This is a genomic window from Bradyrhizobium sp. Arg237L, from assembly GCF_029990105.1.
GTDB lineage: Bacteria > Pseudomonadota > Alphaproteobacteria > Rhizobiales > Xanthobacteraceae > Bradyrhizobium.
Map to the genome: position 1 here is coordinate 18925 of NZ_JAQMIL010000082.1, position 13971 is coordinate 32895.

The 13971-nt window shown below is 59.0% G+C and carries 13 protein-coding genes; 3 read left to right on the forward strand and 10 right to left on the reverse strand.

Features of this window, described 5'->3' with window-relative positions; translation table 11 throughout:
• Positions 1-11: 11 nt before the first annotated feature.
• From OZ411_RS35710 to OZ411_RS35730, 5 genes are read right to left on the reverse strand one after another with little or no spacing between them, the layout of a single operon-like run.
• Positions 12-1223, reverse strand: a complete 1212-nt coding sequence (locus OZ411_RS35710; RefSeq protein WP_282531696.1) for an FAD-dependent monooxygenase — start codon at positions 1221-1223, stop codon at positions 12-14.
• A gap of 38 nt (positions 1224-1261) precedes the next feature.
• Positions 1262-1750, reverse strand: coding sequence for a (2Fe-2S)-binding protein (locus OZ411_RS35715; RefSeq protein WP_282531697.1), 489 nt, complete (start codon positions 1748-1750; stop codon positions 1262-1264).
• A gap of 1 nt (position 1751) precedes the next feature.
• Positions 1752-2621 (reverse strand): xanthine dehydrogenase family protein subunit M, encoded by an 870-nt coding sequence (locus tag OZ411_RS35720; RefSeq protein ID WP_282531698.1) that lies wholly within the window; start codon positions 2619-2621, stop codon positions 1752-1754.
• 2 nt (positions 2622-2623) lie between these two features.
• Positions 2624-3073 (reverse strand): SRPBCC domain-containing protein, encoded by a 450-nt coding sequence (locus OZ411_RS35725; protein ID WP_130577194.1) that lies wholly within the window; start codon positions 3071-3073, stop codon positions 2624-2626.
• Between the two features lie 4 nt (positions 3074-3077).
• A complete protein-coding gene (locus OZ411_RS35730; protein WP_282531699.1) occupies positions 3078-5336 on the reverse strand; it encodes a xanthine dehydrogenase family protein molybdopterin-binding subunit in 2259 nt (752 codons plus the stop codon).
• Positions 5337-5514: 178 nt separating this feature from the next.
• On the opposite strand from OZ411_RS35730, the gene OZ411_RS35735 reads away from it, so the two are divergent.
• Positions 5515-5652: a hypothetical protein gene (locus OZ411_RS35735; protein WP_282531700.1), complete on the forward strand. Its 138-nt coding sequence runs from the start codon at positions 5515-5517 to the stop codon at positions 5650-5652.
• Between the two features lie 130 nt (positions 5653-5782).
• Entirely contained in the window at positions 5783-6250 is a 468-nt protein-coding gene (locus OZ411_RS35740) for a MarR family transcriptional regulator (RefSeq protein WP_165420968.1), read from the forward strand.
• A 743-nt stretch (positions 6251-6993) separates the two neighbouring features.
• Here the strand turns inward: OZ411_RS35740 and OZ411_RS35745 are convergent.
• Complete coding sequence (locus OZ411_RS35745) at positions 6994-7212, reverse strand: hypothetical protein (RefSeq protein ID WP_282531701.1); 219 nt, start codon at positions 7210-7212, stop codon at positions 6994-6996.
• A 504-nt stretch (positions 7213-7716) separates the two neighbouring features.
• On the opposite strand from OZ411_RS35745, the gene OZ411_RS35750 reads away from it, so the two are divergent.
• Entirely contained in the window at positions 7717-8580 is an 864-nt protein-coding gene (locus tag OZ411_RS35750; protein WP_282531702.1) for a helix-turn-helix transcriptional regulator, read from the forward strand.
• An 85-nt stretch (positions 8581-8665) separates the two neighbouring features.
• Here OZ411_RS35750 and OZ411_RS35755 read toward each other — a convergent pair whose 3' ends face one another.
• The 4 genes from OZ411_RS35755 to OZ411_RS35770 form a co-directional block, all read right to left on the reverse strand.
• Entirely contained in the window at positions 8666-9898 is a 1233-nt protein-coding gene (locus OZ411_RS35755) for an ABC transporter substrate-binding protein (RefSeq protein WP_282531703.1), read from the reverse strand.
• Between the two features lie 143 nt (positions 9899-10041).
• Positions 10042-11913: an AMP-binding protein gene (locus tag OZ411_RS35760; protein WP_282531704.1), complete on the reverse strand. Its 1872-nt coding sequence runs from the start codon at positions 11911-11913 to the stop codon at positions 10042-10044.
• A gap of 1 nt (position 11914) precedes the next feature.
• Positions 11915-12694 carry an enoyl-CoA hydratase-related protein gene (locus tag OZ411_RS35765; RefSeq protein ID WP_282531705.1) on the reverse strand — a complete coding sequence of 260 codons (780 nt, stop codon included), beginning with the start codon at positions 12692-12694 and terminating at the stop codon, positions 11915-11917.
• A gap of 29 nt (positions 12695-12723) precedes the next feature.
• Entirely contained in the window at positions 12724-13854 is a 1131-nt protein-coding gene (locus tag OZ411_RS35770; protein WP_282531706.1) for an LLM class flavin-dependent oxidoreductase, read from the reverse strand.
• Positions 13855-13971: the final 117 nt, after the last annotated feature.

The window sequence follows — 13971 nt, forward strand, 5'->3', positions numbered from 1 at the left end:
TCGTGAGCACGTCAGTGAAGCGGCACGGTGGTCGCGTCGTACTGGTAGATCCAATCGTATCGCGCAGCCGTCGCTTCCGGCGCCCATTGGGTCTTGATGTAGTTACCCGCTGTTTCGGCCTTGCACAGTGCCTGGTTATGGAAGATCGGCAGCATGCCGGCCGCGGACTTCACGACCTTGGTGGTACGATCGAGCCGCAGGCCCTGATACGTCTTGAGTGCCGCCGCGATGTCATCGGGATTCTCCTCGAAACAACGCGCGAGGACGGATGCATCCTCCAGGGCCATGTTCACACCCTGCCCGAGGTACGGCAGCATCGAATGGCAGGCGTCGCCGAGCAGGGTGATGCGTCCCTTCGACCACGTACCCAGCGCCGGCCGCACGAACAGGCCCCACTTATTCAGGGTATCCACATTCTTGACCAGCTCGATGATGTCCGGATGCCAGCCCTCGAAGTCCTTCAGGCATTCCTCGACCGAGCCCTTCTCCGACCAGGATTCGAGCAGCCAATCGTTATGGTCGACCTGGCCCGAAAAGGTCATCATGACCGTGTTCTGCCAGCGCACTGGATAGGCCGTGACATGCGCGGTGGGCCCGATCCAGGTTGCCACCTCGGGTTCGCGCTGATGCGGCGCAAGGCGGTCGACCGGCACGAGACCACGCCAAGCGATGGCCTTCGTGTACTGGCTCTCGATGTTGCCGATGAGACCAAGACGGACCTTCGAATGAGCACCGTCTGCGCCGATCAGGGCGCGCCCTTCGATTTCGGAGCCGTCAGCGAGCTTGGCCCGAACCCCTTCGTCGTTTTGACTGAAGCCGACAACGTGGCCGTTCAGATGAATGGCACCCGGCTTCAACTGACGCACGCCGTCAACGAGGATCTTCAGCAGGTGAGCGCGCAGCAGCAAATAGGGCTGGTTGCGCGCCGCGTCGGAGCTGCGGTTGTAGAGGGGCCACCTATCACCGGTGTTCCAGAGGCGGATCGAGCGTCGCTCGGCCGCGATGCAGTTCTGCTCGACCTGTTCGGTGAGGCCGAGATCCCGAAGAACGCGCACGCCGTTCATGGAGATCCAAAGACCCGCTCCCACCTCGCGCAACTCGGACGCTTGCTCAAACACGTCACAGTCGATGCCGCGACGAAGCAGCGATAGTGCCATCGCCAAGCCGCCAATGCCGGCGCCGGCAATGAGAACGCTTGATTTACTGACCTGTTCAATGCTCATGGCATCTCCAAACGATAATTGCGCTATCTCGCAACGGGTTAGGCGGCATCTTCGGAGACTTGCTCGGCGGCAAGGCTCCTTACGGCCTCGAAAATCTTGGTGTATCCGGTGCAACGGCAAAGGTTGCCGTGCAGGTAGTGACGGATTTGTTCGTCGGTGGGGTGCGGCGTCGCCTTCAGCAACGCTGTGACCGCCATGATGAAGCCCGGCGTGCAGAAGCCGCACTGAAGGCCACCGTGAAGCACGAACGCCTTCTGAATCCGCGACAGGCCATCGGACGGCGTCACGCCCTCAATTGTCGTGATCTCGCGCTGATCGACATCGACGGCGAGTGTGGTGCAGCTCGAGATCGGCTCACCGTCGAGCAGAACGGTGCAGGCGCCGCACACCTCCATGTCGCAGGAGCGCTTGGTTCCCTTCAGGCCAAGGCGATCCCGGATAAGATCGATCAATAGCGTATGGGTCGGAACCTCGATCGCGATCGCCTGACCGTTCAACGAGAATGAAATGGGCAGCACATCTGTCATTTCACGCGCTCCCACCTGCGGCGATCGCTTCTTCGGCGTTTCGCAGAAGCAAGACACCTGCAAGGTGGCGCTTATAGTCGGCGCCGCCATGCCGATCCTCGTTGACTTCAAGCTCATCCAGCGCCGTCGGGAGCACCGCCTCGATAGCCGGGCGGACTTCGGCGATGGATATGCCCTGGAGGGCGTCTTCGACGGCCTTCAGGAGCTGAGGTCGCGAACCGAGCGCTCCGACCCGCACGCGGGCGCTTGTGATCGTCCTTCCGCCGGCGCCGAGCGACCAGGCCATCGCGACATTCACCGAGGGCCTCTCACCATGCTTGAACCGCCGATAGGTCACCGGCCCGGTAGGGCGCGGAAACGCAATGACCGTCAGCAACTCATCCGGCTCCCGCACCGTTTCCAGCTCGCTCCGGATGAAATCGTCGGCGTGAACGACACGCGTGCCGCTGGGGCCAATAAGCACCAGCCGCGCGTCCAGCGCCGCGAGCATAGTCGGCGGATCGGCGTGGGGCTCTCCGAAGCACAGATTGCCTCCGATCGTTCCGACGCTGCGGACCCTGACGTTTGCGACGTTGGCACAGAGCGAGGACAGCGCCGGCACGTACTCGCGAATAACAGGATCACTGGCGATCTTCTTGTGCGTACAGCGTGCACCGATTTCGATGTCATTCGCATCGTTCAGAGCAATGCGATCAAGTCCAACGATTCCCTTGATGTCGACAAGCCGGTCCGTACGGATGACGCGCATCTTCATCGCCAGCAGCAGTTCAGTTCCGCCGGAGTAGAACATGCCGTCGCCGGACTCCCCGACCGCACGCACGGCGTCGGCGATCGTCGAAGGCCTCTCGAATTCGAAGGGTGACGGCAGCATGATCAGGTCGCGCCCAGCATTTCTTTGAGCCGCTTCTCGAACTCTTCGAAGTTCTGATCGACGCGACGCTTGATGACGCCGAACCCCATAGTCGCGAGGCGACCTTGCACGTCGACCTTCGCGTCCACAGCGAATGTGGACCCCGCCCCTTCCGGCGTCACGGTCACGTCGAGAACAACCGCCAGCCTCGTCCCGGTGATCTTGTCGCGACCCGTGGCGCGCGTGCGGACGTGAGACGGCTCCGTTACCGATTCAACGATGATGTCGGCCGGGACCTCGACCTTGAAAGGACCGATCTTCTGTTTGACGGTCGCTTTGTAAGTTGCAAGCCGCTCGATTTCCTCGACGTTTTCGCAGCCGGGGATGCAACCCGATATGCGAGGGATGTCGAGCAGCGTGCTCCAAAGCTCCGCCGGCGTCGCTGGCACCACCATCGACATATTGAATTCCATGAATTCAGCTCCTCTTCTGCAGGGCGCGCCATACCTTTTCGGGCGTCATTGGTAGGTCGGTGATCCGAATGCCGTAGGTGGAGAACAGCGCGTTGGCGATCGCTGGCGCGACCGGGAGGATCGCTCCCTCGCCCATTCCCTTGGCGCCGCCTGGACCAGGTCCGTCGCCATTTTCGACAAGGATGGTGTCAAACACGGGGGGAACGTCGGAGATGCGCGGGATCGAATAATCGATCGGCGTCGCATTGATGGGTTGGCCATCCTCGAACTCCAGCACTTCATAAAGCGCGTGTCCGAGGCCCATGACGGCAGCCCCCTCGTCCTGCCCTTCCGCGGCGACGCGATTGATTACGCGGCCGACGTCAGCGGCGCTGGCATATCGAGGGACTTGGATTTCGCCGGTGTCTTCATCGACAACGATTTCAGCGAGGCCCGCCGAAGTCTCCCAGAACAGGGGGGACTCGACCAAGGCGCCCTTCCTCGAGCGCGGCGTAATCGCGCCGCGGCCGATGACCTCTCCCGAGTCGACACCCAACGTGCGGTGAAAAATCTGATGGAAGGTGAGAACCTCCGATCCAGTCGATACACCACCCTCAACGAGCGACAGGTTCTCCCGGGGAAGCTCCCAGACGCCAGCAACCATTTCGAGGATCTGATCAGCCGCGTCGAGTGCGGCATTCTCGACGGAAAGGCCGACGACAACGGTCGATCGGCTTGCGCCGGTGCCCCAATCGTAAGGGGCGACGGCGGTATCGGTGCGCAAGACGGTTACCGCCGAGGTCGGCTGCTTCAAGGTCTGCGCCGCGATCCGCCCCATTGTCGCGTGTGCACCCTGGCCGACTTCGATGCTGGAGACCGAAACGAGGATCGACCCGTCGATCTTGAGACGTACGATCGCGTTACTGATCGGCGTATTGGCCGGATCGGTTGCGGCGACTGCCAGTCCGCGCGCCTGCCGGTTGGATGCTTGCACCTCCGATGCGAACGACTGGGTCACCCGACCCATCAGCTCGCCCATATCCATGTCGAGCGCCCGCAGATCGGGGCGGATGCGTTCACCGCGGGACGCCAAATTCAGCAACCGAAACTCGGCCGGATCCATGCCGATTGCCGCCGCAACATTATCCATGTGCGATTCTTTGGCCCAAACAGCTTGCGGTCCTCCGATCGAGCGGAATGCTGCACCTGGAACGGTGTTCGTGTAGACCGCGCACGCCTCGAGACGCAGATTGGGCACCACGTAAGGGCCCATGATGCGATTTGCCGATTTCGTGGCGACGGCTGAGCCTGTGTCGGAATATGCCCCTCCATCGAGCAGCAGTTTGGCGCTCTTGGCGACGACCCGTCCCTTGGCGTCCACAGCCGTTCGAATCGTGATGTCGGCGCCCAGCCTTCGGCAGGTGAGCATTGAGTCAGTCATGGATTGCGCAACGCGAACCGGGCGCTGCACCTTCCACGATGCAGCGGCAACCAAAGGCTCGATCTTCACCGAGGCCTTGCCGCCAAACCCTCCGCCGACAAACGGAACGATCACGCGGACCTTGGCCAACTGCAGCCCATAGAGTCGCGACAGCACCTTCTGAACAGCGGTCGGCGTTTGTGCACCTGCCCAGACCGTCAGGGAATCGCCCTGGAAATCAGCAATGACCGCATGCGGCTCCATTGCGAAGTGAGAAATGGCTGGAAAGGTGAAACGATCTTCGTGGATGTAGGCCGCGGCCGCCTCCGCAGCCTCAACGTCTCCGACGTTATTCCGGTAAGTGTGGAATATATTGCTGTTCTGGGTCGGCCGGGCGCCGCCCTTAAAATAGAAGTCTTCGAGATTTTCGTGGCGCTCATGGATGAGCGGCGCATCTTCCGCCAGGGCTTCCCGGATGGTCGTTGCGCGCGGAAGCTCGTCGTATTCGACATCGACCATTTCTGCGGCATTTTCCGCGATCTCGATCGTCTCCGCGATCACCACTGCGACGGGCTCGCCCACATATCGCACGCGGTCGGTCGCGATGATCGGCCGGTCTTTAAGCACGACGCCCCAGCAACCGAACGAAGCGACATCTTCGCCGACGAGCACGTCCACGACGCCGTCCATCGATCGTGCGGCGCTCGTATCGATCGAAACGATGCGCGCGTGAATGGCCGGCGAGCGAACCACAAACCCGTGCAACATTCCCGGAACCGTCAGGTCGGTAACGTACTCGGCGCGTCCCGTGACCTTCTCAATCAGGTCGGGTCGAACGGAACTCATGTTGTCAGTTGCCGACATCCGCAAATCCGATGGTATCCAGATGCCTCCGCCGAAGGTTGCAGGGGCCTGCTTGGCTCCTCACGAAGGCAATCCGCGGACGCTAAGCTATTTATCACTCGTATGCAAGCGCTGCACTTGTACACAATTGGTGAGATCGTGTGCATCGGCCCCAGAATCGGAGGGCGCAACAATTCGCTTGCAGCCAATGTTCACCGCCGCGCGGTTTCAATCCTTCGATGTTCTAGATTTCAGCGCCCGGAAGACCGATGCGCCGGAAAAAGGACAGCCGTCGCCGGAGCGCCTCGACGCGGCAAAGCGCGATAAAGCAGACTGAGGTCGAACAAAGATGGATTCCTGAGTTCAACGAATGTAGACAAACGACCGGCGCCGAAGACTTTCGGAGCTGAACATTCACACTTTTCTGAAAACGAGCTAAGGCAACGTACCGCGAGGGGACGAAAGTCGTGCAACCGAAAACAAAGGGGCGCTCGGCGGAGAGGCTGAAGGAAGCTGTACAGTCCTACAGGCTGGATGACGCACCGGGCTTCTTATTGCGCGTCGCGCTCCGTACTCACACGTCCATCTTTGCCGCGAAGATGATTGAAGGACTAACTGCACCCCAATTCTCAACGCTGGCGAAATTGAGGGAGGTCGGACCTTGCTCTCAAAACCACTTAGGACGGCTGATTCACTACGACTCAGCCACGATCACCGGCGTTATCAATCGTCTCAAATCACGTGGCCTGATCAAGAGCTCCGAGGATCCTTTAGATCCACGACGGCGAGAAATCGATTTGACTGAAAAGGGCAGGCGGGTAGCGGACGCCGCGATCGAGACTATCGGCGAGATTTCAAGCGAGACATTCGCTCCCTTGACCCGGGAAGAATTTCGAACGCTTACCGAAATCCTCAAGAAAATCATACGCCGCTGAGCCGGCCGCGGTCCACATTACGATCATCGATGAGCCGAATTCGCTGGCCAAACGTTTTAGCCGGCTGTGGTGAGAGAAAATGGCCCGGCGATGGAGCCGGGCCAAGTAAGGGGAGGAAGCGAAAGATAGGGATCTCTCGCGAACGCCGAATGCAGATTTCGATCGAAGATGGCTCAACGAACGATCTCAGCGGCAGAACGATCGGACATTCCGCACAGCATTTTGTACCGAAGATGATGCCACCGCATGACTTTTCCGACATCTATCGCACGGATCTCGGTCACACACCGACAGTGCCGCGAAGAAATCAGCTGCGACCAAACCTGCTACAGTGAGATATTACCTGAGTGACTATCCTCTATTGCTTCTGCGGAGCGCGCGGATAACTTTTGTTCTGAAGCGCGCGAGGTCGAAGAGGAGTTTTGGTACTCTCTTAACCGCAATCGCTTTGCCCTCGATTGCGAGATGGAGAACTCGGACTAATCTAGCGAGACCGAGTTCTATAAATGCCTCCCGAACATGCAGGTCATTGGCTATCGTGAGTTGGTTGTTCACTATGACGATGGACGACCCTAGATTAGGCTCCCTCTCCAGAACGAAGTCTCGGCATGCTGCCGCAAACTCCTCATCTTGAGCGCTCAAAGGTACGCTGAAGACACTCCGAGCATTTTCCGCCATATTCCAGGTCCTCTATGAAGAGCCGGCGGCGAGACAGCTGCATGCTGCCTTTCGCTTTTCGGTTTCTAACCGCTCACGCGCTTCAGCGCTTTCTTCCCGCTCGGCAACACGCCCAGTTCCTTCGCGCGTCGATCCAAGACCGAAAGGATGTATCGGACACGTTCGGCTCCTGCGTTTCGATAAAGAGACCCGAGGGAAGCGAGCCAATCGGCTGTTTCATTTTGGTCCTGGTCATGCGATTGCGCATTGGCCACCTTGATCGGCGGATCGATGCGAACGGTCATTCTCGCAGCGCCAGCGAACTCCTTCCTTGGTAGCATTAGTTGCCCGGCATATTTTGCCGAAGATCCTACCCATCTGACAGAATGCGCAGCTAAAGGGGCGCGCTATCGCCTATACTCGGCATTCCCTGCCGCGCCGCACATAGGAGCAGAGCCGATAAGGAATCATCTGCACGAGACGCATGGAGCGCGCCATTCTGCCGCGGCCGGATTGACACGCATTAATTGCAGGCGCTTTCGTTGCGCAACTACGCGCAAACTGGCTGGGTCAAGGCTCTCTCAACGATCCGCAGGCATGATGCCAAGCGGCGACCGCAACCATCAGCGACCGATCGCCTCGCGGCCGCGCGTCAGGCGGGCCGCATTCAGTCTTCTGCCGCGAATTTTCCCTCGACCGCCTTACTTTTCCGTGACGATAATGTGTCAGCGGGCTATCCTTTGAAGGGATCCTCCGCCGGCCCTATCGCCGCCTAACAGATTGGAACCCAGTCTCCACGAGTGAATTCGATGCACAAGTCACCCGCGTTTGAAACGGATCACGGCTTTGCCCGAATGAATTTGCCGGACCTTCGGATCAATTACGATCCGATCGATCCAGACCAGTTCGACCGACCAATTGTCTCCTTCTGCATCGAGACAGGCCAGGACAACGATGAGCTACCACTTCATTCGCACAAGAAGGGGCAGTTGGTGGTCGCCTCTCATGGATCGGTCATGTGTCGTGCACCGGGCGGACTATGGATCGTTCCGCCGCAAGGTGCCGTGTGGATACCCGCGGGAGTTCTGCACAGCAACCGCGTGTCAGACAACGGAAAAGTCTACGTCGTCTTCATCGATCCGCTGGCGAGTATGCTTCCAACCACTTGCTGCACATTCACGATATCGTCGCTCGTCCGCGAGTTGATACATCGATTATCCGTATTTCCACCCTTGTATCCGATCGAGGGACCGACAAGTCGACTCGGGCGCGTATTGCTCGACGAACTGGTGCAGATGTCCACCGAACAGATGTACCTACCTATCTCTACCGATAGTCGACTTCAGCATTTGGCCGTCTCCCTTCTCAATGATCCTGCCGATCGGAGCACGGTCGAGGAGTTGGCTGCTCGATATGCGATGAGCGAGCGCACATTCGCACGTCTAGTATTCAAGGAAACCGGGATGACGTTCGGGCGCTGGCGACAGCGGCTCCACATCCTGGTCGCATTGCAGCGCTTATCGGCGGGATCTTCGGTTCAGGCCGTCTCACTCGACTTGGGCTATGAGACGCCAAGCGCCTTCATAACGATGTTCAAGAAGACAATGGGAAAAAGCCCTCGCCGGTTCCTTGCTGAGCGGTCCAGTTTCATCAGCCACGAGCCGTTCGCATAACGCGATAATCGGAGAGTCAGAGAGCTCAACCATCGAAGAGCTGCGGCCCCGGTGCGATTGTCCGGGGCCGCATCTCATCTCTTGTTCACCGCGCGTTGAACGGAACCAGCGGATACTGAAGTTCCGCTTCCGCAACGGCCCGCGGCGAGACCACACGGGGCCTTCCATTCTGGGCCTGTAGCATGGTTATGTCGCTGCCCATATTCTGGCCGGTAGCATCAAATTTGATCTTGCCGCTCGACATCAGGAACGGCGTCATGTCAGTCGCCTTGAGCGCAGCATGGATTGCTGCAGACTCCGGGGAAGCTGCGCGGGTCACCGCATCTCCGACAATCTGCACGGCTTCGAACGCGCATCCCGCGTTTCCATCGAACCAATCATTTGGATAGTCGGCGGCGAACCGCTTGAGAATGGCTTCGGTGTCCGGTGCCTTGGGGTTGCACCACAAGCCCGTCGAGATTCCGCCGTCGCCGTATTTGCCCAGCGCGTCGTAATACGCTTTATCCTGCACGCCGTTGGAGTTCGGCGAGAAGATCATCTTGGGATTCCACCCCTGCTTGATGCATTCCCGGATGATCATGATGGCATCATTGACGCGCGTCACCGACACAAGCGCATCGGCGCCCGACGCCTTGGCCTTCGCGACCTCAACCGAGAGGTCCTTGGCCCGCTCGTCATACGGAACGTACTGAGCGATCTTCAGCGGAACGTTCTCTTCCTTCCAGGCCTGATCGATGCTTGCAGCGGTCGATTGACCCATCGTGTTGTTGAGATGAAGAACGGCGACGCTCGTCGGCGAATCCTTCAGCGTCGACAGGACCGACTTCAAGTCGGCGAGAGACTTCCTGACGATCGTCAGCGACGTGGGGTAGTAGCGAAAGACCTGGGTGAACCCTTGCGAGGTCACCTGGGTCGCGCTCGCGATATGCACCACCATCGGAACGGCCGCGGCCTCCGCGGCCTGAAGCGCCGAGATGGTTGCTCCTGAGTCCCAGGCTCCAATGAGTACCCTGCAACCTTGCCTGATGAGGCTCTCGGCGGCGATTCGCCCGTTCTCCGGCCTGCTCTGCGTATCGGCGTGGATGATTTCGATGTCGATTCCGAACTTCTCTTTGGCGAACTTCGCACCAACATTGATGCCGCGCACGCAAGCCTGTCCGGGGAACGCCAACACACCGCTGCTCGGCATGATCGCGCCGACTCGCACCTTGGTGGGGGTCGCCGCCTTGACCGGCCACGATACAAGCCCGGCAGCGATGCCAACGCCGCTGCCGAGTACGGTGCGGCGCGTTATCCCGTTTCCGATGCGATTCTTCATGTGATGTCCCCTCTTGACTGCAATGAATATTGAGGCGGTTCGGTAGGAAACTTTATGGATGGATGACGGTGCGCGCTGTACCTCGAAAGCTGCTGCGACATGCACCCGGCACGTATGATTCGCATAAGCGGCAATGGTTCAGATCACATTCCCATCTCGGTCTTGATCAGGTTCTCTTCGGTGTCGTCGTAAAGTGTATCGATCAGCGACCGGTATCGTTCCATCAGTTGCTTTCGGCGCTTTTTTCGTGTCGGTGTCATCACGCCATTCTCCGGAGACAGCTCCTCCGGCAGTATTCGAAAGGCCTTGATTTGCTCGGCTCTCGCCAGCCGGCTGTTTGCTTTGGCAATCTCGCCTTCAATCATTCGGACGACCACCTCGGAATTCGCCAGGTCCGAATACTGTGCGATCTTAAGATCGCGCGATTTCGCCCAATCCATCGTCGCGGTCGCGTCGACTTCGATCAACGCGGTGAGATACTTCTTTCCTTCTCCGATCACCGCCGCTTCGGAGATGAACGGACTATGCCGGATCTCGTTTTCGATCTGGGTGGGGCTAATTGACTTGCCGTTGGATGTATTGATGATTTCTTTTTTGCGATCGATCAGCTTGAAAAGCCCGGTCGGTCCGACTTCGACGATATCTCCGGTATAGAGCCAACCGTCCCGCAGAGCCGACTTGGTTTCCTCGGGCTTATTCCAGTATCCAACAAAGAGTCCCGGTCCGCGGGTGATCATTTCCCCGTCTTCAAGAACCGCTGTCTCCCACGCCGGATCCTGCAAAGGCATTCCGACGGTACCGGCCTCAGGCCATTCTGCCATCTGGACCAGGTTGGCTCCGACCAGTTCTGTCTGGCCGTAGCACTCCTTAAGCTGAAGTCCCCACAATTGCCACAGAGACATCAGTTCGGAAGGCATCGCCGCCGAGGACGTGAAGGCAACCGTGAGTTCTTCGAATCCGACTTCGGCAAGCAATGGACGGAATATCTGTTTCCGGCAGACCTCGAAGAGCCCGGATATGAAAGGGTCTGGCTCACCACCAGCCTGACGATCATCAAGCGCCTTGCGGGCGATCTTCATCGCGAATTGATAGTCCTGCTTCTGCCTCGCAGACCCGGAATGAACCTTGCTGAGGATCTGCGTGGCAAACCGCTGAAAGAACCGCGGCGGCGCCATGAAGTAGGTCGGCTTGACTTCCTTGATCGTTTGAGCGAAATCCGCGCTCGTCTCGCCAAAATACGGAACCATTTTTGCGATCAATGGCATTGTCGTGGCTTGCGCGCGCGCGACGGTATGCGACATCGGCAGATGGACGACAACGCGATGAGTGTCGGTGCGCATGCGCATGGTGAACGTCGTTACGCAGTGCGCGCCGGCAAGCAACGAGAGATGCGTCAGCATCGCACCTTTCGGGAAGCCTGTGGTGCCGGAGGTATATCCGATGCTCGCCAGATCGCTGGCCTTGGCTTTCGCCGCCTGCTCCCGCAAAAATGCGTCGGTATCGACCGGAGCCGTCCCGCAAAAGTCCTTCAGGGAGACGACATTTGCCGCTCCGCCGGCCCCGTTCCATGCAGCATCCAGCATAATGATCTTTTTCAGCTTTTCAGCCTGTCCCGATCCAAGGACGATGCCCAGCTGAAGCTCGCTGCCGACGAAGGCGAAGGACGCTCCGGAATCGCTCAGATAGTAGCCGACTTCTTCCGGCGACGAGGTGAAGTAGACACCGACCATCACGGCGCCGGCGCAGATCGTCGCCATGTCCGCAAGCAGCCACTCCTGGGACACGTCCCCCATGATGGCGATGCGGTCCCCACGCTCGAGCCCGGCTTTCTGCAGGGCAACCGCCAAGCTTGCGACCCGATCCGAATACTGCTTCCACGTCACGGCGATCCACTCGCCGTGACGCTTCTGGTGATACGCGACCGCGTCCGGGCGTTCGGCTCTTCGCGCGCCCAAAAGCTGCGGAATGGTCACGTCGACGAGTTGAGCTCCCGACGTAACGGATTCGACGTCCATCTTATCGCTCCGCGAAGCGCTTCCGCTTCTCTGCAAATGCGGCTACAGCCTCGCGACGCTCCGGCGATGCGAAGGTAAGCATCTCCAGCGCGGCCGAAGTATCGAGAAGCAGGTGTGCGTACTGCTTGATGATCTTGTTGACGCTGTATTTCGTCCAAATGATCGATTCCTGCGGCCCCCCTGCAAGCATCTCGGCGTACTCGATTGCAGCGTCTCTGACGTCCCGGTTCGAAATGACTTCGTTGATCATCCCCATCGACGCCGCTTTCTCTGCGGAAATGAAATCGCCCGTCATGAGATAGTGCTTCGCTCGCACAGGCCCCATCAGAAGAGGCCAGATCACCGCGCCACCGTCGCCCGCAACGACGCCAGCGGTTACGTGCGTGTCGGCAAATCGCGCGGTCGGGTTTGCGAAGATGACGTCGCAAAACAAGGCAAGCGTTGCGCCAAGACCGACGGCAACGCCGTTGACCGCCGCGATGAGCGGAACTTCGACTTCGAGCATATTGCGGATAAGGTGACGTCCGCTCCTTGTCGGCGACGGAAGCTTGCCCTTGTCGAGCGACTTCTGATCGCCGCCCGAACAGAAGCCGCGTCCCGCGCCGGTCAGCACGATCGCACGGACCGACTTGTCCTTATCGAGATCCACGAAGACCTGCTCCAGTTCCTCGTGCATGTCCCAATTGATCGCGTTCAGAATTTCCGGCCGGTTCATCGTCACGACGGCAACGCCGCTGGCGCGCTTCTCGATGATCAGATACTTGTAGCTATGCTGTTGCATTGGTCTTTCCCTTTTGTTTCTTTGCGAAACTACTTCTGAGGCCGCATAGCTCGAATTTGCCCGAGGATGTCTTCCGTGGGCCGCACGACGTTGTTTCTGTCGTTGAAATGGGGAATCACGTAGCGCCCGACCATCTCGATCGCTTCCATGATCTTCTCGTGATTCACCGAATCGAGATGAAGAAGCACCTCATCGATCCCCAGGGCCTGGAACTTTTCGATCTGGCGAATGACGGTGTCGGGGCTTCCGCAGACCGTCGTCGCCGAGTGGTTAAGCAGGTAGTCCCAGTCCTTTGCGGCACGCTCCATCGCTGGAACGCTTTCGCTCATGTACGCATAGTCATCAGCAAGTTTCGCCAGGCGGGGATACGCGTCGGTGGAGATCCTCGCATAGTGCATCAGAGGCTCAGCGTAGTCGTCCTTCGCCTTCTGGTCCGTGGGGCCGATGCCGAAGAAGAGCGGAACGCCGATGCGAGGACGCTCAAGCGGGCCGAGTTCGTCCCGTCTCCAAGCACTGCGGTACGCGTTGATCAGCTTTTCCTGGATTTCCCACCCTTGGTAGATGTTGCTGCTCATCACGGCCAGCCCTTCGGAGCCGGCCCAGCTGTGACTGCGTTCGCTGGTCGCGGCAATGCCGATGACCGGATGCGGCTTCTGAACCGGCTTCGGGACAAGCATTCGCGGTGGAATCTGGTAATATTTGCCTTCGAAAGTGAAGATATCCTCGCGCATCGACTTCTTCAGAAGCGCGAGACCTTCCTCCATCTGCGCAAGCGTTTCACTTGGATCGACATTGAACGCGCGCATTGCGATGGTCGTATTGGCGCGGCCGCCGTAAAATTCCATGCGGCCATGGGATAGGATATCGGTGACCGCCAATCGCTCTGCCGACCGCAAAGCGTGATTGATCCTGTGCGGCATCAGGGTAACCGCGGACCGCAGCTTCACGCGCGACGTCACGGCGGCGAGGTAGCCATACACGACCTCAGGCGCTGAGCTCGAGATACCGCCGAGCGCGACGTGCTGCTCGGACAGCGCGACGCAGTCGAACCCAACTTTTTCCGCGAGGCGCACCTCGTCCACCAGTTCATGAAGTCGGCGCGCATAGCTCTGGCCGACCTGGGTTTCTTGCTCCGACCAAAACCCGAACGTAAGTGCCATCTTTTAAATCCTCTGAGCATTTCGAGATCGGCTCAGCGTTTCATAGGCGGAGCAACATTTTCGTTCGAATGCTGGTCGTCGTTACATAACTTTCCGAATTTTATGCTGTAAGCAGCC

What these genes read in the sequence shown, in the direction of transcription:
- OZ411_RS35710 (WP_282531696.1), bottom strand. Translation starts at nt 1,223, where the DNA reads ATGAGCATTGAACAGGTCAGTAAATCAAGCGTTCTCATTGCCGGCGCC.
- OZ411_RS35715 (WP_282531697.1), bottom strand. Translation starts at nt 1,750, where the DNA reads ATGACAGATGTGCTGCCCATTTCATTCTCGTTGAACGGTCAGGCGATC.
- OZ411_RS35720 (WP_282531698.1), bottom strand. Translation starts at nt 2,621, where the DNA reads ATGCTGCCGTCACCCTTCGAATTCGAGAGGCCTTCGACGATCGCCGAC.
- OZ411_RS35725 (WP_130577194.1), bottom strand. Translation starts at nt 3,073, where the DNA reads ATGGAATTCAATATGTCGATGGTGGTGCCAGCGACGCCGGCGGAGCTT.
- OZ411_RS35730 (WP_282531699.1), bottom strand. Translation starts at nt 5,336, where the DNA reads ATGTCGGCAACTGACAACATGAGTTCCGTTCGACCCGACCTGATTGAG.
- OZ411_RS35745 (WP_282531701.1), bottom strand. Translation starts at nt 7,212, where the DNA reads ATGACCGTTCGCATCGATCCGCCGATCAAGGTGGCCAATGCGCAATCG.
- OZ411_RS35750 (WP_282531702.1), top strand. Translation starts at nt 7,717, where the DNA reads ATGCACAAGTCACCCGCGTTTGAAACGGATCACGGCTTTGCCCGAATG.
- OZ411_RS35755 (WP_282531703.1), bottom strand. Translation starts at nt 9,898, where the DNA reads ATGAAGAATCGCATCGGAAACGGGATAACGCGCCGCACCGTACTCGGC.
- OZ411_RS35760 (WP_282531704.1), bottom strand. Translation starts at nt 11,913, where the DNA reads ATGGACGTCGAATCCGTTACGTCGGGAGCTCAACTCGTCGACGTGACC.
- OZ411_RS35765 (WP_282531705.1), bottom strand. Translation starts at nt 12,694, where the DNA reads ATGCAACAGCATAGCTACAAGTATCTGATCATCGAGAAGCGCGCCAGC.
- OZ411_RS35770 (WP_282531706.1), bottom strand. Translation starts at nt 13,854, where the DNA reads ATGGCACTTACGTTCGGGTTTTGGTCGGAGCAAGAAACCCAGGTCGGC.